This is a genomic window from Amycolatopsis regifaucium (assembly GCF_001613935.1).
GTDB classification, from domain to species: Bacteria; Actinomycetota; Actinomycetes; order Mycobacteriales; family Pseudonocardiaceae; genus Amycolatopsis; species Amycolatopsis regifaucium.
Genome location: NZ_LQCI01000003.1, coordinates 669,110 through 691,061, shown reverse-complemented (window position 1 = coordinate 691,061; position 21,952 = coordinate 669,110). Strand labels below are relative to the sequence as shown.

The following is a 21,952-nucleotide window of genomic DNA, read 5'->3' as shown; positions in this document are numbered from 1 at the left end:
CGAAGCGGATTCGCGTCAGCTGGGTAAACACCGTTAATTTTCACTCGAACGTGGCGATTTCCGGGATTCCCCTGGGTACCTTCCCCGATGTGGCGTCAAGCGGCACGGGCCACTCTTTCCGGTCATGAGACGTCTTTTCGCAGCGGCCGCGGCCGCACTGTCCGCCGCCGCCCTCTTCGCTTTCCCCGGCCACGCCTCCGCGGCGCCGTCACCCTTGCCCGACTTCGACTTCTCCGCGTGTCCCGCCCCGCCCGCCAACGCCGACCCGGGCACCTGGCGGTGTGAAGCCTTTGTCTCTCAAGGAGTTCTGACCGTCGGCAACCGGGAGATCGCGCTCGGCGAGATGCGGCTGACGTTTTCCGAGGGTGAGGTGGACGGGAAATACGCGCAGGTGTTCGGCGAACTACGCCACGCCCCCGCCAGGGTGGACGGCACTTTCGGCGCGAGCATGCGGCTGAAGTACGGCGGCTACTCGGACTTCCAGTCGAACGACGAACGCCGCGGCGAACTGGACCTGTACGCCGTCCTGCGGCATCCCTTGCTGCCCAAGGGATGCACGATCGGCACGTTCGACGCGCCGCTTCACTCCGTCGTCAAGGACGATCCCGCGGTGCCCTTCGAGGTGATCTCACAGAACCCGAAGACGGTGAAGTTCGGCGTCGTGGACACGCAACTCGCCCTGCCGGGCACGACCGGCTGCGGACGGCTGACGCCGGTGGCCGACCGCCTGCTCGGCCTGCCGTCACCGAGCGGGGCGAACACCCTCAAGCAGACGACCTACGTGCGCTTCAAGTCCCTCTGACCACCGCATTTCGTCCTCTGAATGCGGTAGTTGCACGCGCAAGGACCGCATTCAGAGGACGAAATGCGTAGCAAGGGCGCCTTACTTCTTCTTGGTCACCCAGATGGTGATGGTCGCGGTCACGACGGGCTTCCCGGTCGTGTCCGTGATCGTCACCGGCACCGGCAGCTCGAAGCCCTCGTCGCCGAATTCCGGCAACTCCGGCAGTTCGGCGACGGCCCGAAGGCCGGTTTCGGCCTTCGCCACATAGGCGACCGTCATCCCCTTGGGCAGCCAGCGATGCGTCGTCGGGACGGTCGCCTCGGCGAGCATGCCCATGGCGATCTCGGCGAGGTTGCATGCCGCGATCGCGTGAAAAGTCTTGATGTGGTTGTAAACACCCCACCACTTCGGGGCCGTCACCTCGCAGCGGCCGGGACGCAGTTCGCGCACCGACGGCAGCACCGTCCGGAAGTACGGCACACGCAGGCACATCGCCGCCGAGAACAGCTGTTTGCCGACCGGCTTCCCGGCCAGCCTGTTCCACATCGCGTAGGTCGGATTCTGCGCCATCACGGTCTCCTCACCATGTTACTCGCCGGTAGCATAACCGGACCGCAGGCTATATTCGCAACGTGGCTCATCGGCTCTTCCTCCTCCGGCATGGTCAGACCGAGTGGTCCGTCAACGGACGGCACACCGGCCGCACCGACATCCCGCTCACCACCGCCGGCGAAGGGCAGGCCCGCGCCGCCGGCGGCACCTTGCGCGCCGTGCTCGGCGGTGCTCCCGCGCTCGTCCTCTCCAGCCCGCGCACCCGCGCGCTGCGGACGGCCGAACTGGCCGGGCTGCGCGTCGACGAGGTCACCGAAGAGCTGGCCGAATGGGATTACGGCGACTACGAAGGCGTCACCACCCCGGTGATCCGCGAGACCGTTCCCGGCTGGACGGTCTGGTCGCATCCGGTTCCCGGCGGCGAAAGCGCGGAGGACGTCAACGCCCGCGCGGACAAGCTGATCGACCGCGTCCGCGAGCCGCTCGGCTCGGGTGACGTGATCCTGGTCGGTCACGGCCACTTCAGCCGGGTCCTGGTCGCGCGCTGGATCGGGCTGCCGTCGACGGCGGGCGTCCACTTCGGACTCGACCCGGCCGGGGTCGCGGTGCTCGGCGACGAACGCGGCGAGCCGCAGATCGAACACCTCAACCTGCTCCCCACCACGGAGGATTAGTGTCCGACGATCGCATCCGGCGCATCAAGGAAGAAGACGTCGACGCCGTCGTTCAGCTCGTCTACGACCTCGCCGAATTCGAACGCGCTCCCGACGAGTGCCACCTCACTCCCGGACAGCTGCGCACCGCGCTGTTCGGCGAGGCGCCCGCCCTGTTCGGGCACGTCGCCGAGGTCGACGGCGAAATCGTGGGCTACGCGCTCTGGTTCCTCAACTTCTCCACCTGGCGCGGGGTGCACGGCATCTACCTGGAGGACCTCTACGTCCGCCCTGAGCAGCGTGGCTCCGGCCTCGGCAAGGCGCTGCTGGCCACCCTCGCGGCGGTCTGCGTCGAGCGCGGTTACGCCCGCCTCGAATGGTCGGTGCTGAACTGGAATCCGGCACAGGGCTTCTACAAGTCGCTCGGCGCGGTGCCGATGGACGAGTGGACCGTGGACCGGCTCACCGACGAGCCACTGAAGGCGCTCGCGGCGCAGGTCTGACCTCTCGGAAGTACATGATGGCCCCCTTCCTTGCGCTAGGCGCAAGGAAGGGGGCCATCATGTACTGTCGCGCTCTTCGCGCTCCCGGCGGGCGGCACGGCCCGCGGCGCCGTCGCGTTCGGCGGCCTCTTCCTCGGTCTCGCCTTCCCGCAGCCCGAGCGCCCACGCGCGCGAGGATCGGCGGAACAGCAGCACGATGACGAGGACGCCGACCAGACCCAGAGGCACGCCCCAGACGGGCTGCCCGGACGGCCCGGCGCCATACCAGCCGACGCCGATCAGGATGAGCCCGACGACCACCCCCGGCGACCTCGCCCAGACCTTCCCGAGCAGCAGACCGGCCGCGCAGGCCAGCGTTCCGGCGGCGAGGACGAGGTAATAGGCGACCTCGGCCAGCAGGTTCTCCGGTCCGGCTCGGCCGTTGAGCAGCAGCAGGACCGCGAACACGATGAGGGCGAGACCCGGGAGCGCGGTGATGGCCCCGGCGAGGCGGACTTCACGGGGCGCGGGCGAGAGCTTGTCGGCGATGGACACGGCGAAACAGCCTTCCAGGCTTCCGGACACGGCGTTCCCGCAGGGCGGGTCACCGTACGTGAGCGCTTTCGATCGTATGCCACCCGGACGGCCGGTTTCCCCTGACCGCCGGCTGGGAAGAATTGGAGGCGTCGTCGATGAGCGGGCGGTCGGCCCGGGTGCACTTGTCACGACGAGCGAGAGTCGCCGGCGATGAGGAGGAACGCCCGCCACAGGGTCATACGGTGCTGCTTCGAGGACGCACGGGCATTGAGCTTCGCGTCACCTGACGCTCCCCCCTACGGGCCGACGTCACTTACCCTGCGGTAGTGCGTGCCATCCTCGTCGTGAATCCCCAGGCCACCTCGACCACCGCCGGTGGCCGTGACGTGCTGGCCCACGCGCTGGCCAGCCAGGTGAAGCTCGACGTCGTGGAGACCGACTACCGCGGCCACGCGATGGCCGTGGCGCGCTCGGCCGCCCGTGACGGGATCGACCTGGTGGTCGCCCACGGCGGCGACGGCACGGTCAACGAGGTCGTCAACGGCCTCCTCGCGGACGCCGACGGCGATCCGGCCGGAATCGGCGACGTCCCCATGCTCGGTGTCGTACCGGGCGGCTCGGCGAACGTGTTCGCCCGCGCGCTGGGGATCGCGCACGATCCGGTGGAAGCGACCCATCAGCTCCTCAACGCCATCGAGAACGACCGGAGCCGCAAAGTCGGCCTCGGGCTCGCCGACGGCCATTGGTTCACCTTCAACGCCGGCATGGGCTGGGACGCCGACGTCGTCGGCCGGGTGGCCAAGCGACGGGGCAAGCAGACCACGGCGGGGCTCTACCTGAGGGCCGCGGTGGCGTCCCATCTACGGCCTCCGCTCGGTCGCCCGCCCCTCACCGTGCGGATCCCGGGTGAAGAGCCCACCGAAGTGCTGACCGCTTTCGTGTCGAACACCGATCCGTGGAGTTACCTGGGTGACCGTCCCGTTCACCTCAACCCGGGCAGCTCGTTCGACACCGGATTGGGCCTTTTCGCGTTGAGCGGTCTGCGGTTGCCCACCGTGTTCAAGCATGTACGGCAGGCATTGCTCACGAAGAGCGACCAACGCGGACGACGTCTCCTTCGTCACGATGACCTGCCGATGATCCGCATCGACGCTGCCGAACCGGTAAACTTCCAGGTGGACGGCGACCTCGTCGGCCAGCGGACGAGGGTGGAGTTCTTCAGCGTCCCGGGAGCACTGACAGTAACCGTGTGAAGACCCGGCCGCTGATCGCCTGCGGCAAAGTGCTATCTGCCGCTCATCGACGCAGAACCTCCGCTCACCGCATCGGCCTTCCCAAGGGGAGACCGTTTCGGAACGAAACCGCAGGTCAGGAGCGTCGCTCGGCCGGGTGAGCTGACTCACCGATCTTCAGAAAACCCTTGTCGAAACGGGTGCTTCGTGAAAGCATTCACAAGCACCCAAAAAAACGACCGCCATGACGACTATGGCGCGGAGTACCGCGCCGTTATGAAGGAGCTCAGAAACATGGACTGGCGCCATGACGCGGCCTGCCGAGACGAGGACCCCGAGCTGTTCTTCCCCGTGGGAACCAGTGGTCCGGCTCTGTCGCAGGTAACGCAGGCGAAGGCCGTGTGCCACCGCTGCACCGTCGCATCCGACTGCTTGGCCTGGGCTTTGGCCAGCGGGCAGGACGCAGGCGTCTGGGGCGGGATGAGCGAGGACGAGCGACGGGCCCTGAAGCGCCGTCGTACGCACATCGGCACGCGTACCTCCGCCTGAGTCTTTCGAGACTCAGCACGCTTCATCACAGCAACCAAAAAGCTACATCCAAGCTTCGGGAAACTCCCGCGGCGCAATGGCTGTATAGCCGTGCGCTGCGAGGTGACACGTACCCGACTTGAGCTTAACAAGCGAGGCCGACACACCCCCCATGGGGGTATGGCTTCACCGGACTTTCTCCAGTCCTCCCGCAGCACCGTTGCAGGGCCGGCGCCACTTCTCTTCGGGCGCCGGCCCTTAAACGTGTCCGGACCAGACGGTCCACAAAGGATGCTCAAAGGGGACAGTCCACTAGAGACGGCGGGAAAGCGGGATCCGCAAGGCCGCCTCGGTTCCCGCCCGGCGACCGCCGGTTTCCTCTTGTTCCCCGCGCATTCCGCGAAGTGACAGCGAACCGCGCAGTTCCGACTCCACCAGCGTCCGCACGATCTGCAGTCCGAGGCCGTCGCTGCGTTCCAAGGAGAACCCCGAAGGCAGTCCGCGCCCGTTGTCGCGGATGACGACGTCGAGCCAGCGGGCCGACCGTTCCACCTCGAGTTCGACCTTGCCCGGCCGTCCGCCGGGGAAGGCGTGCTCGATGGCGTTCTGCACCAGTTCGGCCAGCACCATCACCAGCGGCGTCGCGATCTCGGCGACGACGATCCCGAACGAGCCCTTGCGGGAAAGCCCGACCTGGGACTCGGCCGTCGCGACCTCGCCGACCATCGGCAGGACGTTGTCGAGCAGCTTGTCGAGGTCGACCCGCTCGTCCACGGAAATGGACAGCGCCTCGTGCACCATCGCGATCGACGAAACCCGGCGCACGGACTCACCGAGCGCGAGCCGTGCCTCCTCGCTGGAGGTCCGGCGCGACTGCAGCCGCAGGAGCGCGGCCACGGTCTGCAGGTTGTTCTTCACCCGATGGTGGATCTCGCGGATGGTCGCGTCCTTCGAAAGGAGGGCGCGATCGCGGCGCTTCACCTCGGTGACATCGCGCACCAGCACCAGGGCGCCGGCGGCCTGCCCGGCCGGACGCAACGGCAGCGCACGGAACAGCACGACGGCACCGCGGCGTGAATCCGCCTCCGTGCGGCTGCTGGGCTTGCCGTCGAGCGCCTCGATGATCCGGTGCGACACCTCGGTCGCGTCGAACGGGTCACGGATGAGCGACCTGGTCAGCGGCGCGAGACGCTGCCCGACGAGATCGGACTCGTGCCCCATCCGGTGATAGGCGGACAACCCGTTCGGGCTGGCGAAGACCACGGTGCCGGTCGGATCGAGGCGGATCAGGCCGTCGCCGACGCGCGGACTGGTGTGCGTGTCAGTCTGGTTTCCCGGGCTGGGGAAGGTGCCGTCGACGATCATCTGGCACAGGTCGCCCGCGCTGCCGAGGTAGGCGATCTCGAGCGGACTCGGTACCCGCGAGGCCGCCAGGTTGGTCTCCCGGCTGAGGACGGCGATCACCGTGCCGCCGAACACCACCGGGATGGCCTCGCGGCGCATCGGCAGGTCGCGATACCAGTGCGGATCCTCTTCACGGCAGATCCGCACCTCGCGGCTCGCCTTGGCCAGCTGCGGATGCTCGGCCACGGTGAACCGGGAGCCGACGACGTCCTCCGGATGGGCCGTGGGCGCCGTCGTCGGGCGTGCGTGCGCGACGCAGACGTAGTCCCCGCCGTCGGGCTGCAGCTCTTCGGAGACGGCTACCCAGAGCAGGAAGTCGGCGAAGGAAAGGTCGGCGAGCAGCTGCCATTCGGCGACCACGGTCTGGAGGTGATCCGCGGCTTCGCCGGACAGACCGGTGTTCTCGGCGAGCAGGTCGGAGAGGGTGGACACGTCCCCATCCAAGCAGGGTGGGAGCCGCATGACACACTGGAGCGGTTGACCCTGGCCCAGCGGTGTCGTATCACCCCGCGAGGGCCACTTGGACAAGGAGTGGAACATGTCGAAGCGCGCCCGCAAGCGTCGCGACCGTAAGAAGAACGGCGCGAACCACGGCAAGAAGCCCAACGCCTGATCATCGATCGGACGGCGAAGGCCCCCGCACCGGATTCGGTACGGGGGCCTTCGCGTGTCCGAAGTGGGCTATTCGAAGCTCTGCTCGATCTTGACGTCGGTGCGCTCGATGGTGAGCGCGCCCTTGGTCTGCACGGTCTGGCGGATCGAAGCCCGCAGCCGGGACTTCAGCTCGTCCGGCGCGTGGTCACCACCGCATTTGCGGGCGAGCAGCTGCTTGATGTGCTCGTCGATGCCATATTCCTCGAGGCACGGCGGGCAGTCCTCGATGTGCTTGCGCAGGGCCGCGTCGCGTTCGGCGCTGCATTCCTTGTCCAGCAGCAGGTAGATGTCGGCGAGGGCCTCTTCGCACTTGACCTTGTCGTCCGCACCGCTGCAATAGTCCTCGGTCATCGCCCCGCCACCTCCTGCTGTTTGCCGGCGCGGATGAAGCCCCGCTCGCGGGCGACGTCGGCGAGCAGGTCACGAAGCTGGGCACGGCCGCGGTGCAGCCGGGACATCACGGTGCCGATCGGCGTGTCCATGATCTCGGCGATCTCCTTGTACGCGAAACCTTCGACATCGGCGAGGTAGACCGCGAGGCGGAACTCCTCGGGCAGCTTCTGCAGCGCTTCCTTGACGTCGATGTCGGGCAGATTGTCCATCGCCTCGACCTCGGCCGAGCGGAGGCCGCTGGAGGTGTGACTCTCCGCCTTGGCGATCTGCCAGTCGGTGATCTCCTCGGTGGGCTGCTGCACCGGCTGACGCTGACGCTTGCGGTAGCCGTTGATGTAGGTGTTCGTGAGGATGCGGTACATCCACGCCTTGAGGTTCGTACCCGCCTTGAAGGAGGCGAAAGCCGCGTACGCCTTCAGGTACGTCTCCTGAACGAGGTCCTCAGCGTCGGCGGGGTTCCGGGTCATCCGCATGGCGGCCGAGTACAACTGGTCGAGCAGGGGCATCGCGTCCCGCTCGAAGCGCTCGGCCCGCACGGCCGCCTCTTCGGCGTCCGTGCCCGTTTCCGGCGCAGGATTCTCCGTGCTCGGCAAACCGTTCCCTTCCCGATCGGCGTCGATGCGCTTGTGCGCATGAGACGTCGTCGAGTTTACGCGCGGGCGGATCACCTGGCCGCCCGGCGTGCGCGGGATCAGGATTCGGGGAGCTTCCAGTGTGGTGGACACGTGCCTTCCAACAGTGCGGCCCGGCCGGGCATTCCCGGCGCGCTCGTAGACTCCGCCCATGGCAGGCAAGGGAACCCCGGCGACGGCGCTGCTGGCGAAACAGAAAGTGCCGCACGTGTTGCACGCGTACGACCACGACCCGCGGGCCGAGTCGTACGGTCTCGAAGCGGTCGAAGCGCTGGGGCTGGACCCCGCGCGCGTATTCAAGACACTGGTCGCCGACGTCGACGGGAAACTGACCGTGGGCGTGGTCCCGGTCACCGGTCAGCTGGATTTGAAGGCGCTGGCCGCCGCCGCGGGCGGGAAGAAGGCGAAGATGGCCGACCCGGCCGCCGCGCAGCGCGCGACGGGATACGTGCTCGGCGGGATCTCGCCGCTCGGGCACCGGAGCCGGCTCCCGGTGGTGATCGACGCCACCGCGGAGAAGTTCGAGACCGTGCATTGCTCGGCCGGGCGGCGGGGCCTGGAGGTCGAACTCGCGCCCGGCGACCTGGTGCGGCTCACCGGTGCCGTGGTGGCCCCGATCGCGAGCTGACACTTCCCGCATTTCGTCCTCTAAATGCGGTCCTTGCGCGTGCAACTACCGCATTTAGAGGACGAAATGCGGGCGGGAGAATCACCCTCGCGAGGGAGGGAGGTCGGCCCGCAGCGGGAAGATCGCCCGGCCGGACTCGGGAATCGTCATCGGCAAGCGAACGACGACTCCTGGGGGCCCCGAAATGACGAACACCGTGCCCGGCGTACCGAAGTGGGCGAACCTCGCCGCACACGCGACGTTGCTGGCGACCCTGCCGTCCGGGTTGTGGCGGATCGCGATGGGACTGGGCCTCCCGGTCGGGTTCACCGCGCAAGGGCTGGTGGAGTTCGGCATTCCCGGCTGGGGCACGGCCTACGTCTTCGGACTGAGCATCCTCGCCGAGGCACTCGCGTTCCTCACCCTCGGTCTCGTCCGGCCGTGGGGCGAAGTGTGGCCACGCTGGATCCCGGGATTGCGCGGCCGTCCCGTCCCACCGCTCGCGGCGATCGTCCCGGCCGCGGCGGGGGCGATCATCCTGACCGCGCTGGGGGTGCAGGGGCTGTTCGGCTGGGCGGAGGCCGGTTCCTCGATGTCGCCGGGCAGCTGGGAGACCTCGCCGGTCTACGGCGTCGTCATGGCCGCCTGCTACGCCCCGCTCCTGCTCTGGGGTCCGCTGCTGGCGGCCGTCACCGTGCACTACGCCCGGCGGCGACACTCAGGTGAGCGGCCGCAGCACACGCTCGAGCCACTCGGCGGCCGCGCGTGACACGCCTTCGAGGTCGGCGCTGAGGTTGTGGTCGCCCTTGAGCACCACGATCTCGTGATGCGGGCCGCCCTTGGGCAAGCCGAAGGGGTCACGTTCGCCCTGGATCACCAGGGTCGGCGCCTCGACGGCGTCCAGCTCGGCCTGCCGGGTCTTCTCCGGCTTCCCCGGCGGATGCTCGGGGAAGGCCAGGCAGAGCACCGCCACCGCCTGCCCCGCCGCGGCCGTCCGGCAGGCGACCCGCGCCCCGGAGGACCGGCCGCCGAACACGATGGGGAGAGCGTCGAACCGGGCGGAGATCTCGTCGGCCACGGTGAGCCAGGCGGTGTCCAGCTGCGTGGCCGGGGCGGGCGCGCGGCGGCCGGCCACCCGGTACGGCTGCTCGACGAGCGCGACGTGCACGCCGGCGGCCTGCGCCGCCCGTGTGACCGCGACCAGGTCCTTCGCGCCGATCCCGCCACCCGCGCCGTGGCCGAGCATCAGGACCGCGATTCCCTCCTCGGCACAGTGCAGCTCGGCCCGCGCGGGACCGTAGGCGGTGTCGATCTCCAGTTTCGTCATGAGTTCGGCAGATCGAAAAGCGCGCTGTCGGCGGCGGGTTCGACGCGGTCGAGCAGCTCCGGCCCGTTGTTGCGGACGTTGTTGACCAGACTGGACACCGGCCGCAGCTCGATCGTGTCGACCAGCTCCGCCGACGGCGGGACGAGCAGGTCGGTGACGTCGGACAGGTCGGGGTCGAGCCAGGTGTCCCACTTCTCGCGCGGCATCAGCAGCGGCATGCGGTGGTGGATGTCGGTGAGCCTGCCGACCGAGTCCGTGGTGATCACCGAGAAGGTGATCAGCGGGTCCGCGTCCTTGTCGTCCTTCGGCCGCCAGGTTTCCCAGATACCGGCGAAGGCGAGCGAAGCGTCATCGGGACCTGTCATGAAGAAGGGCTGCTTCTCCTTGCCGTCGCGGCGCCACTCGTACCAGCCGTCCGCGGGGACCAGACAACGCCGCGAAGAGACCGCCTTCTTGAAGGACGGCTTCTCCTTGGCCGTCTCGGCGCGCGTGTTGATCATCTTCGAGCCGACGCCCGGATCCTTCGCCCAGAACGGGACCAGGCCCCAGCGCATCATCCGCAGCGACCGGACGGCCGGTTCGTCCTCGAGCACCGCGCCGTCGGCGTCCCGGGGATGCCGCTGCACCACGGTGGCGACCTCCTTGGTCGGCGCCACGTTGTGATCGGTCCGCACCCGGCCTTCGGTCAGGTCCACCGCGGCGAACTCGTCGATCAGCGCGGCGGGGTCCTTCGTGGCGGCATAGCGCCCGCACATGCGAAAACCTCCTCGTCGAACAGCCATCGTTACACGCTCGCCAAGCGATCGCGAGCGGCATGGGATCATTCTTCCGCGGTGTTCGAAGAGCAGGAGGCGGTTTGTCGGGCAAGGACTGGCGCAGGCTGGACGAATCCGATGTGCGGATCCGTCCCGGCAAGGGCACCAGACCGCGCAGCAAACGCCGTCCCGAGCACGCCGACGCCTCCACCGCGATGGTCATCGGGAAGGACCGCGGGCGCTGGACCTGCGCGATCGACTCGGATCCGGATCGGGTCGTCACCGCGATGCGGGCCCGCGAGATGGGCAGGGTCTCGGTCGTCGTCGGCGACACCGTCGGCATCGTCGGCGACGTGAGCGGCAAGCCGGACACCCTCGCCCGGATCATCCGGGTGGATGAACGCTCCAGCGTGCTCCGCCGGACCGCGGACGACACCGATCCCTACGAACGGGTGGTCGTCGCCAACGCCGAACAGTTGCTGATCGTGACCGCGCTGGCCGATCCCCCGCCGCGCACCGGCTTCATCGACCGCTGTCTCGTCGCCTGCTACGCCGGCGGACTCGAGCCCGTCCTGTGCCTGACGAAGGCAGACCTCGCGAGCCCGGACGAACTCCTCGCCGGTTACGCGGGTCTCGACATCCCGGCCGTGGTCACCCGGCACGACGAGGACCCCGACGAACTGGCCGGACGGCTCAAGGACCGGGTCACCGCGCTGGTCGGGCATTCCGGGGTCGGGAAGTCCACTTTGGTCAACCGGCTGGTGCCGGACGCCGGACTGGCGACCGGGGTGGTCAGCGCGGTCGGCAAGGGCAGGCACACGTCGGTCGCGGCCGTCGCGCTCCCGCTGCCCGGCGGCGGCTGGGTCGTCGACACCCCCGGCATCCGCTCGTTCGGTCTCGCCCACGTGACCGCGGACGACATCGTGCTCGCGTTCGAGGAGTTCGCCGAGGCGGCCGAGGAATGCCCCTCCGGCTGTGGTCACCTCGGACCGCCGTCGGATCCGGACTGCGCGCTCGACGACGTGGTCACCGAGGGTCACGCCAGCCCGGAGCGGCTGGGCTCCTTGCGTCGCCTTTTGGGCTCGCGGGCCGGACATGACGACGAGCGGTAACTAAATCCGCGCTGGTGCGATACTCCGTTCGGATTAGATCAACTCTCTGGGGGTTCAACGTTGAAACGCGTAACCAAGCTCGCCGCGGTGGCCGCGGCACTGGCCCTCGTGGTCACCGGCTGCGGCGCCCGCCCGAGCGCGACTGGCGAGAACAAGGGCGGCGAGCTGGCGCTGGCCACCCCGTTCACCGACGCGCTCGGCCTGGTCGAGGCCGCGAAGCAGGGCACAGCGAAGACCAAGTCCTCCAAGACGACCATCGACGGCGCGCTCGGCACCTCGAAGGTCACGGGCACCTTGACGGCGTTCTACGACGGCCCCGCCTCGAAGATCGAGGCGAACATGACCATCGACGGCGAACCGGGCACCCTGCGCCTGGTGAACCGGACGCTGTTCCTCAAGCTCGATCCTTCCGAAAAAGCCGAGCTCAAGACGGACAAGAACTGGGGAGCGGTCGACCTGGACAGCGATGACCCCCAGACCAAGGCTTTCGGGAAGGCCATGGTGAAGTCGTTCGAGATGGGCGACCCGGCGAAGCAGCTGGAGCTGATCGAGAAGACCGGCCGAATCGTCCGCTCGGAGCAGACCCAGCTGAACGGCGTGCCGGTGAACCACTATTTCGTGGAATACGACGTCAAGAAGCAGATCGCCCTGTTCCTCGGCGACGATGTCCCCGCCGACCAACGGGCGAAGATCGAGAAGCGGCTCGAGGGCAAGGATTTGCGGGTCCCCGCGGAAATGTGGTTCAACGCCGAGCAGCTTCCGCTGAAGCTGACCATGGACCTGACCTCGTTCCTGAAGTCGGCCGGCAGCGCCATTGAGGGCGAGGTCAAGTCGACCTACACCTACAGCGACTGGGGCGTGCCGGTGGAGGTCACTCCGCCACCGGCCGACGAGGTGGGCGACTACACCGAAATGAGGAAGAGGGCAGGTAGCTAGCCCCTGCTCCGCGTGAAGGCCCCCTTCCCTCGGCTCGACCAAGGGAAGGGGGCCTTCACGCGCCGCCGTTCTCTGGCTACGGTGGTGGTACAGACCATTCACCCGAGGGAGTCCTATGCGTGCCACCGGATTCGCCGCCGTCTGTACCGCCATCTTGCTGCTGGGCGGTTGTTCCGGGGAAGAGAAACCGGTGGCGAAGCCGGCCACTGACGCTGCTCAGCTGGCCTCGGTCGCCGCCGCCGGCACGCAGAAGGCCCGCTCGTCGAAAGTGGCGCTGGAGACCACCGCGGAGGACGGCCGCAAGGTCGTGGTGACCAGTTCCGGGCTCTACGAAGGACCGAACAGCAAGTTCTCCATGGTCGCCGAGATCGGCGGTGAGAAACGGGACCTGATCTTCGCCGACGGCGTCCTCTACTACCACCTGTCCGACGCGCAGCTCCAGGAAGTCAAGACCGGCAAGGAATGGGTCAAGATCACCGCCGGCGGCAAGGACGCGGTCTCCGCGGCCAACGGCGAGCTGATGACGAAAGTCGTCGAGACGATGGATCCGACGCGCACGATCGACCGGATCTCGAAGTCCGGCAAGGTCGTCAAATCCGAGCAGGCCGACGTGAACGGCACGGCCGCCACACATTACGTCCTCGACCTCGGCGGCGCGCCCGCCGAAATGTGGCTCGACGCCGAGCAGCGCCCGGTGCGGGTCACCCTCGGCAAGTCCACGGTCAACTACGACAGCTGGGCCTCGGACGTGGTGATCATCGCGCCGCCGCCCGAGGCGATCGGCGACAGCCGCTGAGCCGTTCCCCCGATCGGGGGGCGGCCCGCGGCTGTGTTTCGCTTGGGTACCCGCACTTGAAAGCAGGTCCTCATGCGGAGAACGGCCCTGTCCACCGTCGTGTTCGTACTCGGTGCGCTGCTCGGCGCTTGTGACGGCGAAACCGTCGCGTTCGCCGACGCCCGCGCTCTCGCGGACGGGACCACGTCCGCCATCGACGGCAAGGCCGCGAAGTTCGCCACGGACGTCACCGCGGGGGCGATGCGCTCGAAGAGCCAAGGGCAGGCCCGGGTCGCGCGAGCGGGTACCGCGCTGGCCATGACCACGGACTTCCTCGGCGAACCGCTCGAACTCCGCCTGGTCGACAAGATCGTCTTCGCCAAGGTGCCCGAAAGCGCCCGTGAGGACGTTCCCGGCGGCAAGCCGTGGGTCAAGGTGTCCGCCGACGGCGCGGACCCGTTCTCACAGGTCGCCGGGGGCAGTATCGACCAGCTGGCGAAGCAGAACGATCCCGGTCGCGCGCTCGACCAGGTCCGGCGCGCGGGCACCCTCATCGAGTCCGGGCGCACCGAACTCGACGGCGCGTCCGCCGAGCGCTACCGGTTGGACATCGACGTGGCCGCGCTGGGCGGCGATCTGCCCGCGGGGTTGTCGGCCGAGGCCGTCGGGGAGCTGGGCGGCAAGCTCGGGAAGCTCCCCATGGAACTTTGGCTCGACGACGCGCGCAGGCCGCTGCAGGTGATGCTCGACCTCGCCCCCGTCCTCGCCGCTTCGGGGGCCCCGGACAGCGCGATGGCCCGGATCGTCACGCGCTACACCGAGTGGGGCACGCAGGCCGATATCCAGGCACCGCCGCCGGACCAGATCGGCGAGCTCCCGGGCGGTTGACCTTGTCACGTTCCTCGCGCGCGTCCCGTCCCCATCGTGAAGGCGAACAGGAGGACGAACATGCGCGTGATGGTGATCGGGGCGACGGGCGTGCTGGGACGGCCGCTGGTGCGGCGTCTGCTGGCCGAGGGCCACGAGGTGAGCGGGCTGGCCCGCGGCGAGGACCGGGTCGCGGCCGTGCGCGCGACCGGTGCGAAACCGGTGACGGGCTCGTTGTTCGACGTCGATTCCCTGGCCGCGGCGCTGCGCGGGCACGACGCGGTGGTCAACGTCGCGACCCGGATCCCGGACGCTCGCCGGGCGATGAGGCCGTCCGGCTGGGCGGAGAACGACCGCGTGCGGATCGAGGGCAGCAGGACGCTCGCGGCCGCCGTTCGCCAGGTCGACGAGGTGGGAGTCGTCGTGCAGGAGGGGATTTCGTTCGTCTACGCCGACGGCGGCGATCGCGAACTCGACGAGGACGCGCCTCTCTCGCTTCGCGACAACATCGCGTCCTCGACGGTGGCGCACGCGAACGTCGCGGAACTGGCGGCCGAGGGCCGCACCGCGATCCGGCTGCGGATCGGGAACCTGGTCGGCGACGACGCGATGACCAGGACGATGCTGGCGGCCGCGCGGCGTGGTGCGCCGCTGATCATCGGTCGCCGGACCGACTGGACCGCGCCCATCCACCCGGACGACGCGGCGGCGGGGGCGATCGCGGCACTGCGGGCACCGAGCGGCGTCTACAACCTGGCGGCGGATCCGGTGCGGAAACAGGAACTCGGCGCGGCGATGGCCGCCGCGGCCGGTGTCCGGCGAGCACGCGCGCTGCCGAAGTGGCTGGCGGACCGGCTGGGCGTGATGTCGGTACTGGCGCGTTCGCAGCGGGTCGTCTCGACCCGGCTCACCGAGGCGACCGGATGGCGCCCCGAACGCCCGGTACCCCGCCCTTCCTGGTTCTAGCTTCCCTCCCCTGGGGCGTTTCGTCCTCTGAATGCGGTAGTTGCGCGGGCAAGGACCGCATTCAGAGGACGAAACGCGAGGATCAGAGAAGTTCGAGCAGGAAAGGGAGTTCCTGGGGCGCGTACCAGGCGAGTTCGTGGTCTTCGGCGTCGCCGAGGGTGAACTCCGCGTCCGGGTCGCCGAGGTCGGCCTGGTCGATCACCGCGGCCGCGGCCTGCACGGACTCGGCGGCCTCGGCCGCGTCGACGTGGATCGCGGCGACGTCGGCGATCTTCACCGGCCCGGACAGCCGGACGACGGCGGCGTCGAGATCCGGACGCAGCGTGACGTCGTCGACGTCGGCCGAGATCACCACCCGCCGCGGCTCGGGCTTCTCCTCGGCCGCGATCAGCCGGAGCGACGCCCTGGCCGCGTCGAGCAGCGCGGCGTACTCGAGTTCCTCGTCGGAGCCGCTGGCGTAGGACTCCCGCAACGCCGGGGTCAGCGCGAACCCGGTGCCGCTGCGCGCCCGGAATTCACCGGCGGTTTCGAGATCACGGAGCATCGCGATCGTCCCGGGTAGATAGACCCTCACCAGTGCGCACCCTTCAGCTCTTCCAACGATTCCTCGATCATCCCGGCGAGCAGGTCCACATCGGACACGGCCTTGCGGTCGCCGTTCAGTCCGAAGTAGACACCCCCGTGATACGAGGTGACCCCGATCGCCAGCGCCTGATTGCGCACCAGCGGCATGACCGGGTACATCTCCACCATCTTCGCCTGTCCCGCGTAGAGCGGCACCTGCGGGCCCGGCGAGTTCGTGATCAGCACGTTGAAGATGCGCCCCGACATCGATCCGGCGGCCCGTGCGCCCAGCGAATGCAGCGTCGCGGGCGCGAAGCCGCCGACCGTCAGCAGCCCGCGGGCGGCGACCGACCGGCCGGAGTCGAGGTGATCCGCCATCGCGTGGCCGATGTGCTGCAGCCGCAGGACGGCGTTCGGCTCGCCGACCGGGAGGTCGATCAGGTAGGCGTCGACCTGGTTCCCGACCAGCGCCGGCGTCGAGTACTCGGCCGTCTCGGCGTCACGCACGGCCATCGGGACCAGCGCGCGCACCGTGGTCGTCGCGGTCAGGTGCGAGCCGCGGGAGAGCAGCCATTCCCGCAGCGCGCCGGTGATCGCGGCCAGCACGACGTCGTTGACCGTGCCGCCGTGCGCGGCGCGGACCTTGCGGAAGTCCTCCAGCCGCGTGCGGACCACGGCGAACACGCGGCCGCCGGACGTGCGGACGTTGAGCGGCCCGGACGGCGCCGGATGGACCATGGTCTTCAGCGCCGACGCGACGTCGCCGACCGTCTCGGTGACCTTGCCCGCCATCGCGGCGGCGTCGTGGGCGATGGACCGGACGTTCTCGACCAGTTCGGTCGGGCGCTGCACGGTCTCGGCGACCGCGTCGAGGATCAGCTGCGTCCGGCTCGGCTCGCGGCGCGGATGCCAGTTGTCTTCGAAGGGTTCCGGCTCCTGCGGGGTGGCGTCGAGGATCAGCTGCCCGAGCTCGATGGTGCCCAGCCCGTCCACAACGGACTGATGCGTCTTGGTCACCAGCGCGACGCGGTCCCCCGCGAGCCCCTCGACGAAGTACGCCTCCCAAAGCGGCCTTCCCGGATCGAGCCGCCTCGACATGAGCCGGGCCACGAGATCGAACAGCTGACCGTCGGAACCCGGCTGCGGCAGCGCGGACCGGCGGACGTGGTAGTGGAGATCGAAATCCACGTCGTCGACCCACACCGGCCGGGCGAGGTGACCGGGTACTTCCAGCACCCGCTGCCGGTAACGCGGCAGGAACGAGAGGCGCTGCCCGATCAGGTCCAGCAGCTGCTCGTAGGTGACACCGTCGCGCGGCCGTTCGAAGATCGCCACGCCGCCGACGTGCATCGGGGTCGAGTGGTCTTCCACGTACAGGAACGAGGCGTCCAGCGCGGAGAGGCGGTCGGGCATGAGCCGATCCTTACATAGTGGGACACTCGCCGGTGTGGGTGATGAGTCGGTGATTTCGCCGAAGGACCGGTTCCTGACGGTGTACGGGCGGAAACCGGTGCTCGAGGCATTGGACGACGCGGCGCTCGAGGTGGACAAGGTGATTCTCGCCGACACCGTGCGCGGGCCGAACGCCGCCGAGATCCAGCGTGCCGCCAAGGCCGCCGGGGTACCGGTGCGGCGGGCGAGCGCGCACCGCGTCAAGGTGCTGGCAGGCAACGGCAAGCAGGACCAGGGCGTCCTCGCCGACGTCGTCGCGCCGCGGATGCGGTCGCTGCACGCCGCCCTCTCCGACGGCAGGTCGCCGTCGCGGGTGCTGCTGCTCGACGGGATCACCACCCCGGCGAACGTCGGGATGATCCTGCGCACGGCGACCGCCGCCGGGCTGGAAGGGGTCGTGGTGCCGCGGCGCGGCGTCGCCGCCCTCGACCCGATGGTGGTGAAGGCCTCCGCCGGAGTCGCGTTCCGCGCGCCGGTGCTGCGCTGCGGCAGCGCGCGCGAGGCCGCCGAAATGCTGACCGAAGCCGGGTACGGGCTCTACGCGCTGGGTGCTTCGGCACGCGCTTCGGTGTTCGACGTCGAGCTGCCGCAGCGCGCGGCGTTCGTGCTGGGCGGGGAGACGAACGGCGTCAGCGCGGAAGTCGGCGAGCTGGTGACGGAGTGGGTGTCGATCCCGATGCCGGGTGAGGTGGAGTCGCTCAACGTCTCCGCGGCGGCCGCCGTGCTGTCGTTCGAGCTGGTCCGGCGGGCCGGCGGTTAGCGGTCCCCCGCGAAAAGGGCGCTGAGTTCGGTCAGGGTCTCCTCGACCGATGTGTGGTGCACCCCCGCCATCCCGGCCGCCACCGCGGCGCGGACGTTGTGCGCGGCGTCGTCGACGAAGACGCACCGGTCGGCGGGCAGGTCGAGCAGCCCGGCGGTGAGCAGGTAGACCTCGCGCTCGGGTTTGGCGACGCCGACCTCGCCCGAGAAGACGAGCGCGTCGAAGAACGGGTCCAGCGCCTGCTTGGCCTCGTCCGACGCGCCGGGAGCGTTCGAGAGCAAGGCCGTTTTGATGCCGCGTTCCCTGGCGGCCCGCAGGAAGGCATACAGCTGATCCGCGTCGGCGTCCGTGAGCACTCCTACGTAGTCGACGACCAGCCCTTTCAGCACCACCCAACGGTACCCCGGCCGTCCACAAGCGATTACCGCCCGTTTCATCCTCTCGGGGGGTTCCTGTCGTCTTCTCGGCCAGCTTCGGCCCCTTAATTGCTGGCGCGGCCGAGGGGGCCGCGAAGGGGGACCACCTGATGGCTTCGTACGTACTGAGACGGCTGAAACCGTGTGAACCGGCTTACCGGACGACGATCCGCCCGGATCCGCTGACCCACCGGGTACCGCCACCGGACAACCAGCTCGTGCTGGATCTGCCGCTGCCCGGCGGAGAGCCCGCGCGGACACCGGTGCCCCGGCAGGAGCCCGACGCGCTGGACGGGCGGCAGGTGGGCAGGCTGCTGACCACCATCCTGGAGGCCTGTGACGGGCGCCGTCCGGCGGTCCAGGTGCAGCCGATCCTCGACCCGGCGCTCCACCGCGTCCTGCTGGACCGCGCCCGTCGCCGTCCGCCGGGTGGCTACCGGCCGAAGTCGATCCACCTGTGTCATCCGGCGGACGGGGTCATCGAGGCCTGCGCGACCGTCGAGCAGAACAGTCGCTGCCTCGCACTGGCCGCACGCTTCGAGCGGACGCCGACCGGCTGGGTGTGCACCCGTTTCCAGTTGCTGAAGCCACCGCGCCGAGTTTCCGCGCTTCGCCTGGCGGCATGACAAAGGGGGCCTTCTCCGCCGTCCTGCGCGGAAAAGGCCCCCTTCGGCTTGTGTTAGCGGCGCGGGCCCTTCTTGCCCTTCTTCTGGGAGGCGCGCTGCGCGGCGCGACGCTCCCGGCGGGTCCCGCTCTGGTCACCGGCGTCACCGGCGGCGCTGTCCGAATGCGACTCGACGCCGCCGTCCTCGGACGGGCCCGACATGGTCAGCCCGGACCGCGAACCGCCGCCGAGCCCCTTGCCGCGCAAGGCGGACGGCACGGATTCGGTGTCGGTAGCCGGCCCCTGCGGAGGCGTCGGACGGGCGTGGCGGCCATTGCCGTTGGCCTGGCCGTTCCCGGACGCGACACCGGCGGGCAGCGCGGCCGCGGACTCCGGCGACGGCGCGGCGGGCTCGGCCTGCTCGACCTGGAGGTTGAACAGGAAGCCGACGGCCTCCTCCTTCAGCGACTCCAGCATCGCGCGGAACATGTCGTAGCCCTCGCGCTGGTACTCGATGACCGGATCGCGCTGGGCCAGGGCCCGCATGCCGATGCCCTCCTTGAGATAGTCCATCTCGTAGAGGTGCTCACGCCATTTGCGGTCGAGCACGGTCAGCATCACCTGACGCTCCAGGCTGCGCATCGCGCCTTCGCCCACCTTGGCGTCGATCTCGGCCTCGCGCGCGTCATACGCGCGGTGAGCGTCCTTGAGCAGCGCCTCGCGAAGCCCTTCGGCGTCGAGGTCGTCGTCCTCGGTGAGCTCTTCCCAGGTGACCCCGACCGGGTACAGCGTCTTGAGCGCCGTCCACAGCTTCTCGTGGTCCCAGTCCTCGGCGTAGCCCGACGAGGTCTCCTCGGTGACGTACGCGTTGATGACGTCGACCAGCATGTGCTCGATCTGCTCGCGCAGATCCTCGCCCTCGAGGACGCGCAGGCGCTCGGCGTAGATCACCTTGCGCTGCTCGTTCATGACCTCGTCGTACTTGAGGACGTTCTTGCGGATCTCCATGTTCTGCTGTTCGACCTGCGTCTGCGCGCTCTTGATCGCCTTGGAGACCATCTTGTGCTCGATCGGCACGTCGTCGGGCAGCCGCATGGTCGTCATGACGCGCTCGACCATCGACGCGTTGAAGCGGCGCATGAGCTCGTCGCCGAGCGACAGGTAGAAGCGGGACTCGCCGGGGTCGCCCTGACGGCCGGAACGACCGCGGAGCTGGTTGTCGATCCGGCGGGACTCGTGGCGCTCGGTGCCGAGCACGTACAGACCGCCTGCTTCGCGGACCTCCTCGGCCTCGGCCTTGGCCTCCGCCTGGATCTCTTCGAGGACCTTGGGCCAGGCGGCCTCGTACTCCTCCGAGTGCTCCACCGGGTCGAGGCCACGCTGGCGCAGCACCTCGTCGGCGATGATGTCCGGGTTGCCGCCGAGCACGATGTCGGTACCGCGGCCCGCCATGTTGGTGGCGACCGTGACCGCGCCCTTGCGCCCCGCGCGGGCGACGATCAGCGCCTCCCGGTCGTGGTGCTTCGCGTTGAGGACCTCGTGTGGGACACCCAGCTTGAGCAGCAGCTTCGACAGATGCTCGGACTTCTCGACACTCGTGGTGCCGACCAGCACCGGCTGGCCCTTCTCGTGCCGCTCGGCGATGTCCTCGGCGACGGCCTCGAACTTGGCCTGCTCGGTCTTGTAGATCAGGTCGGCCTGGTCCACGCGGACCATCGGCTTGTTGGTCGGGATCGGCACCACACCCAGCTTGTAGGTCTGGTGGAACTCGGCCGCTTCGGTCTCGGCGGTACCGGTCATCCCCGACAGCTTGTCGTAGAGCCGGAAGTAGTTCTGCAGCGTGATCGTGGCGAGTGTCTGGTTCTCGGCCTTGATCTCGACGCCTTCCTTGGCCTCGATCGCCTGGTGCATGCCCTCGTTGTAGCGGCGGCCGTGCAGGATGCGGCCGGTGAACTCGTCGACGATGAGGACTTCGCCGTCGCGGACGATGTAGTCCTTGTCCCGCTTGTAGAGCTCTTTGACCTTCAGCGCGTTGTTCAGGTAGCCGACCAGCGGCGTGTTCGCGGCTTCGTAGAGGTTGTCGATGCCGAGCTGGTCCTCGACGAAGGCGACACCCTTCTCGGTGACACCGACGGTGCGCTTGCGGATGTCGACCTCGTAGTGGATGTCCGGCTTCATCAGCGGGGTCATCCGCGCGAACTCGATGTACCAGCGCGAGGACTGGTCGGCCGGGCCGGAGATGATCAGCGGCGTCCTGGCCTCGTCGATGAGGATGGAGTCCACCTCGTCGACGATCGCGAAGTTGTGGCCACGCTGCACGCAGTCGTCGAGGCTCCACGCCATGTTGTCGCGGAGGTAGTCGAAGCCGAACTCGTTGTTCGTGCCGTGCGTGATGTCGGCGGCGTACTGCTGACGGCGGACCTCGGGGGTCTGGTCGGCCAGGATGATCCCGACCTCGAGGCCGAGGAAGCGGTGGATGCGGCCCATCCACTCGGCGTCACGTTTGGCGAGGTAGTCGTTCACCGTGATGACGTGCACGCCTTTGCCGGACAGCCCGTTCAGGTACGCGGGAAGGACCTGGGTCAGGGTCTTGCCCTCACCGGTCTTCATCTCGGAGACCTGGCCGAGGTGCAGCGCGGCGCCGCCCATCAGCTGGACGTCGTAGGGCCGCTGGCCGAGCACGCGCCAGGCGGCCTCCCTCGCCACCGCGAACGCCTCCGGCAGGAGGTCGTCGAGTGACTCGCCGTCCGCGTGCCGCTTACGGAACTCGTCGGTCTTCGCCCGCAGCGCCGTGTCCGAAAGTTCCTTGACGTCGTCTTCGAGGGTGTTGATGTGATCGGCGATGTTACGCAGCCGCTTCACCATTTTGCCCTCGCCCGCGCGGAGCAGGCGGTTCAGCACCATCCGGTCGACCTCACTAGCTGATTTGTGATCGCACCCGAGCCGGTCCCGGGCAATCT

General features: G+C 68.9%; 26 protein-coding genes. 15 read left to right on the top strand and 11 right to left on the bottom strand.

What is annotated here, in order from left to right; translation table 11 throughout:
* The first annotated feature begins 124 nt into the window (after positions 1 to 124).
* Complete coding sequence (locus tag AVL48_RS07065) at positions 125 to 802, top strand: hypothetical protein (RefSeq protein ID WP_061985904.1); 678 nt, start codon at positions 125 to 127, stop codon at positions 800 to 802.
* A gap of 81 nt (positions 803 to 883) precedes the next feature.
* On the opposite strand, the gene AVL48_RS07060 is transcribed toward AVL48_RS07065, so the two are convergent.
* Positions 884 to 1,354 carry a hotdog fold domain-containing protein gene (locus AVL48_RS07060; protein ID WP_061985906.1) on the bottom strand — a complete coding sequence of 157 codons (471 nt, stop codon included), beginning with the start codon at positions 1,352 to 1,354 and terminating at the stop codon, positions 884 to 886.
* Between the two features lie 62 nt (positions 1,355 to 1,416).
* On the opposite strand from AVL48_RS07060, the gene AVL48_RS07055 reads away from it, so the two are divergent.
* Complete coding sequence (locus tag AVL48_RS07055; protein WP_061985908.1) at positions 1,417 to 2,010, top strand: acid phosphatase; 594 nt, start codon at positions 1,417 to 1,419, stop codon at positions 2,008 to 2,010.
* Entirely contained in the window at positions 2,010 to 2,492 is a 483-nt protein-coding gene (locus AVL48_RS07050; protein WP_061985909.1) for a GNAT family N-acetyltransferase, read from the top strand. The genes AVL48_RS07055 and AVL48_RS07050 overlap by 1 nt, the downstream gene beginning before the upstream one ends.
* Positions 2,493 to 2,549: 57 nt before the next feature.
* Here the strand turns inward: AVL48_RS07050 and AVL48_RS07045 are convergent, their stop codons facing one another.
* A complete protein-coding gene (locus AVL48_RS07045) occupies positions 2,550 to 3,056 on the bottom strand; it encodes a hypothetical protein (protein ID WP_074038237.1) in 507 nt (168 codons plus the stop codon).
* A 278-nt stretch (positions 3,057 to 3,334) separates the two neighbouring features.
* On the opposite strand from AVL48_RS07045, the gene AVL48_RS07040 reads away from it, so the two are divergent.
* Together AVL48_RS07040 and AVL48_RS07035 are read left to right on the top strand one after the other, a co-directional pair.
* Entirely contained in the window at positions 3,335 to 4,261 is a 927-nt protein-coding gene (locus tag AVL48_RS07040; protein WP_061985911.1) for a diacylglycerol/lipid kinase family protein, read from the top strand.
* A gap of 273 nt (positions 4,262 to 4,534) precedes the next feature.
* Positions 4,535 to 4,789 carry a WhiB family transcriptional regulator gene (locus AVL48_RS07035; RefSeq protein WP_037306843.1) on the top strand — a complete coding sequence of 85 codons (255 nt, stop codon included), beginning with the start codon at positions 4,535 to 4,537 and terminating at the stop codon, positions 4,787 to 4,789.
* 291 nt (positions 4,790 to 5,080) lie between these two features.
* Here the strand turns inward: AVL48_RS07035 and AVL48_RS07030 are convergent, their stop codons facing one another.
* Positions 5,081 to 6,604 carry a sensor histidine kinase gene (locus AVL48_RS07030; protein WP_061985913.1) on the bottom strand — a complete coding sequence of 508 codons (1,524 nt, stop codon included), beginning with the start codon at positions 6,602 to 6,604 and terminating at the stop codon, positions 5,081 to 5,083.
* A gap of 106 nt (positions 6,605 to 6,710) precedes the next feature.
* On the opposite strand from AVL48_RS07030, the gene AVL48_RS40795 reads away from it, so the two are divergent.
* Positions 6,711 to 6,785, top strand: coding sequence for a 50S ribosomal protein bL37 (locus AVL48_RS40795; RefSeq protein WP_098515123.1), 75 nt, complete (start codon positions 6,711 to 6,713; stop codon positions 6,783 to 6,785).
* Positions 6,786 to 6,853: 68 nt separating this feature from the next.
* On the opposite strand, the gene rsrA is transcribed toward AVL48_RS40795, so the two are convergent.
* Positions 6,854 to 7,177, bottom strand: coding sequence for a mycothiol system anti-sigma-R factor (gene rsrA, locus AVL48_RS07025; protein ID WP_061985914.1), 324 nt, complete (start codon positions 7,175 to 7,177; stop codon positions 6,854 to 6,856).
* Positions 7,174 to 7,812 (bottom strand): sigma-70 family RNA polymerase sigma factor, encoded by a 639-nt coding sequence (locus tag AVL48_RS07020; protein ID WP_061986061.1) that lies wholly within the window; start codon positions 7,810 to 7,812, stop codon positions 7,174 to 7,176. Before AVL48_RS07020 ends, rsrA begins: the two co-directional genes overlap by 4 nt.
* 190 nt (positions 7,813 to 8,002) lie before the next feature.
* Here AVL48_RS07020 and ybaK point away from each other — a divergent pair, with 190 nt between their 5' ends.
* Positions 8,003 to 8,479 (top strand): Cys-tRNA(Pro) deacylase, encoded by a 477-nt coding sequence (gene ybaK, locus AVL48_RS07015; RefSeq protein WP_061985916.1) that lies wholly within the window; start codon positions 8,003 to 8,005, stop codon positions 8,477 to 8,479.
* 184 nt (positions 8,480 to 8,663) lie between these two features.
* Positions 8,664 to 9,227, top strand: coding sequence for a hypothetical protein (locus AVL48_RS07010; protein WP_061985918.1), 564 nt, complete (start codon positions 8,664 to 8,666; stop codon positions 9,225 to 9,227).
* Here the strand turns inward: AVL48_RS07010 and AVL48_RS07005 are convergent.
* Together AVL48_RS07005 and AVL48_RS07000 are read right to left on the bottom strand one after the other, a co-directional pair.
* On the bottom strand, positions 9,177 to 9,785 hold the full coding sequence (locus tag AVL48_RS07005) for an alpha/beta hydrolase family protein (RefSeq protein ID WP_061985920.1): 609 nt from the start codon (positions 9,783 to 9,785) through the stop codon (positions 9,177 to 9,179). The two genes, AVL48_RS07010 and AVL48_RS07005, sit on opposite strands and share 51 nt — an antisense overlap.
* Entirely contained in the window at positions 9,782 to 10,540 is a 759-nt protein-coding gene (locus tag AVL48_RS07000) for an SOS response-associated peptidase (RefSeq protein WP_061985922.1), read from the bottom strand. Before AVL48_RS07000 ends, AVL48_RS07005 begins: the two co-directional genes overlap by 4 nt.
* 101 nt (positions 10,541 to 10,641) lie before the next feature.
* Between AVL48_RS07000 and rsgA the strand changes: the two genes are divergently transcribed.
* The 5 genes from rsgA (at position 10,642) to AVL48_RS06975 (ending at position 15,196) form a co-directional block, all read left to right on the top strand.
* On the top strand, positions 10,642 to 11,652 hold the full coding sequence (gene rsgA, locus AVL48_RS06995) for a ribosome small subunit-dependent GTPase A (protein ID WP_061985924.1): 1,011 nt from the start codon (positions 10,642 to 10,644) through the stop codon (positions 11,650 to 11,652).
* A 60-nt stretch (positions 11,653 to 11,712) separates the two neighbouring features.
* Positions 11,713 to 12,588, top strand: a complete 876-nt coding sequence (locus AVL48_RS06990; protein WP_061985926.1) for an SCO4651 family lipoprotein — start codon at positions 11,713 to 11,715, stop codon at positions 12,586 to 12,588.
* 115 nt (positions 12,589 to 12,703) lie between these two features.
* Positions 12,704 to 13,384, top strand: a complete 681-nt coding sequence (locus AVL48_RS06985) for an SCO4651 family lipoprotein (protein WP_061985928.1) — start codon at positions 12,704 to 12,706, stop codon at positions 13,382 to 13,384.
* A 72-nt stretch (positions 13,385 to 13,456) separates the two neighbouring features.
* Positions 13,457 to 14,251 carry an SCO4651 family lipoprotein gene (locus tag AVL48_RS06980; protein WP_061985930.1) on the top strand — a complete coding sequence of 265 codons (795 nt, stop codon included), beginning with the start codon at positions 13,457 to 13,459 and terminating at the stop codon, positions 14,249 to 14,251.
* Positions 14,252 to 14,311: 60 nt separating this feature from the next.
* On the top strand, positions 14,312 to 15,196 hold the full coding sequence (locus AVL48_RS06975) for an NAD-dependent epimerase/dehydratase family protein (RefSeq protein WP_061985932.1): 885 nt from the start codon (positions 14,312 to 14,314) through the stop codon (positions 15,194 to 15,196).
* Positions 15,197 to 15,278: 82 nt separating this feature from the next.
* Here the strand turns inward: AVL48_RS06975 and AVL48_RS06970 are convergent, their stop codons facing one another.
* Together AVL48_RS06970 and AVL48_RS06965 are read right to left on the bottom strand one after the other, a co-directional pair.
* A complete protein-coding gene (locus AVL48_RS06970) occupies positions 15,279 to 15,770 on the bottom strand; it encodes a DUF6912 family protein (protein WP_143104845.1) in 492 nt (163 codons plus the stop codon).
* On the bottom strand, positions 15,767 to 17,173 hold the full coding sequence (locus AVL48_RS06965; RefSeq protein WP_061985934.1) for a WS/DGAT/MGAT family O-acyltransferase: 1,407 nt from the start codon (positions 17,171 to 17,173) through the stop codon (positions 15,767 to 15,769). Before AVL48_RS06965 ends, AVL48_RS06970 begins: the two co-directional genes overlap by 4 nt.
* 34 nt (positions 17,174 to 17,207) lie before the next feature.
* Here AVL48_RS06965 and AVL48_RS06960 point away from each other — a divergent pair, with 34 nt between their 5' ends.
* On the top strand, positions 17,208 to 17,972 hold the full coding sequence (locus AVL48_RS06960) for a TrmH family RNA methyltransferase (protein ID WP_061985936.1): 765 nt from the start codon (positions 17,208 to 17,210) through the stop codon (positions 17,970 to 17,972).
* Here the strand turns inward: AVL48_RS06960 and AVL48_RS06955 are convergent.
* Entirely contained in the window at positions 17,969 to 18,409 is a 441-nt protein-coding gene (locus AVL48_RS06955) for an HAD-IA family hydrolase (RefSeq protein WP_143104844.1), read from the bottom strand. The two genes, AVL48_RS06960 and AVL48_RS06955, sit on opposite strands and share 4 nt — an antisense overlap.
* Before the next feature lie 89 nt (positions 18,410 to 18,498).
* On the opposite strand from AVL48_RS06955, the gene AVL48_RS06950 reads away from it, so the two are divergent.
* A complete protein-coding gene (locus AVL48_RS06950) occupies positions 18,499 to 19,014 on the top strand; it encodes an Rv3235 family protein (protein ID WP_061985939.1) in 516 nt (171 codons plus the stop codon).
* Positions 19,015 to 19,067: 53 nt separating this feature from the next.
* On the opposite strand, the gene secA is transcribed toward AVL48_RS06950, so the two are convergent.
* Positions 19,068 to 21,896: a preprotein translocase subunit SecA gene (secA, locus tag AVL48_RS06945; protein WP_061985941.1), complete on the bottom strand. Its 2,829-nt coding sequence runs from the start codon at positions 21,894 to 21,896 to the stop codon at positions 19,068 to 19,070.
* Positions 21,897 to 21,952 lie beyond the last annotated feature (56 nt).

What these genes read in the sequence shown, in the direction of transcription:
- AVL48_RS07065 (WP_061985904.1), top strand. Translation starts at nt 125, where the DNA reads ATGAGACGTCTTTTCGCAGCGGCCGCGGCCGCACTGTCCGCCGCCGCC.
- AVL48_RS07060 (WP_061985906.1), bottom strand. Translation starts at nt 1,354, where the DNA reads ATGGCGCAGAATCCGACCTACGCGATGTGGAACAGGCTGGCCGGGAAG.
- AVL48_RS07035 (WP_037306843.1), top strand. Translation starts at nt 4,535, where the DNA reads ATGGACTGGCGCCATGACGCGGCCTGCCGAGACGAGGACCCCGAGCTG.
- rsrA (WP_061985914.1), bottom strand. Translation starts at nt 7,177, where the DNA reads ATGACCGAGGACTATTGCAGCGGTGCGGACGACAAGGTCAAGTGCGAA.
- ybaK (WP_061985916.1), top strand. Translation starts at nt 8,003, where the DNA reads ATGGCAGGCAAGGGAACCCCGGCGACGGCGCTGCTGGCGAAACAGAAA.
- AVL48_RS07010 (WP_061985918.1), top strand. Translation starts at nt 8,664, where the DNA reads ATGACGAACACCGTGCCCGGCGTACCGAAGTGGGCGAACCTCGCCGCA.
- AVL48_RS07005 (WP_061985920.1), bottom strand. Translation starts at nt 9,785, where the DNA reads ATGACGAAACTGGAGATCGACACCGCCTACGGTCCCGCGCGGGCCGAG.
- AVL48_RS07000 (WP_061985922.1), bottom strand. Translation starts at nt 10,540, where the DNA reads ATGTGCGGGCGCTATGCCGCCACGAAGGACCCCGCCGCGCTGATCGAC.
- AVL48_RS06985 (WP_061985928.1), top strand. Translation starts at nt 12,704, where the DNA reads ATGCGTGCCACCGGATTCGCCGCCGTCTGTACCGCCATCTTGCTGCTG.
- AVL48_RS06980 (WP_061985930.1), top strand. Translation starts at nt 13,457, where the DNA reads ATGCGGAGAACGGCCCTGTCCACCGTCGTGTTCGTACTCGGTGCGCTG.
- AVL48_RS06975 (WP_061985932.1), top strand. Translation starts at nt 14,312, where the DNA reads ATGCGCGTGATGGTGATCGGGGCGACGGGCGTGCTGGGACGGCCGCTG.
- AVL48_RS06965 (WP_061985934.1), bottom strand. Translation starts at nt 17,173, where the DNA reads ATGCCCGACCGCCTCTCCGCGCTGGACGCCTCGTTCCTGTACGTGGAA.
- AVL48_RS06955 (WP_143104844.1), bottom strand. Translation starts at nt 18,409, where the DNA reads ATGAAACGGGCGGTAATCGCTTGTGGACGGCCGGGGTACCGTTGGGTG.
- AVL48_RS06950 (WP_061985939.1), top strand. Translation starts at nt 18,499, where the DNA reads ATGGCTTCGTACGTACTGAGACGGCTGAAACCGTGTGAACCGGCTTAC.
- secA (WP_061985941.1), bottom strand. Translation starts at nt 21,896, where the DNA reads ATGGTGCTGAACCGCCTGCTCCGCGCGGGCGAGGGCAAAATGGTGAAG.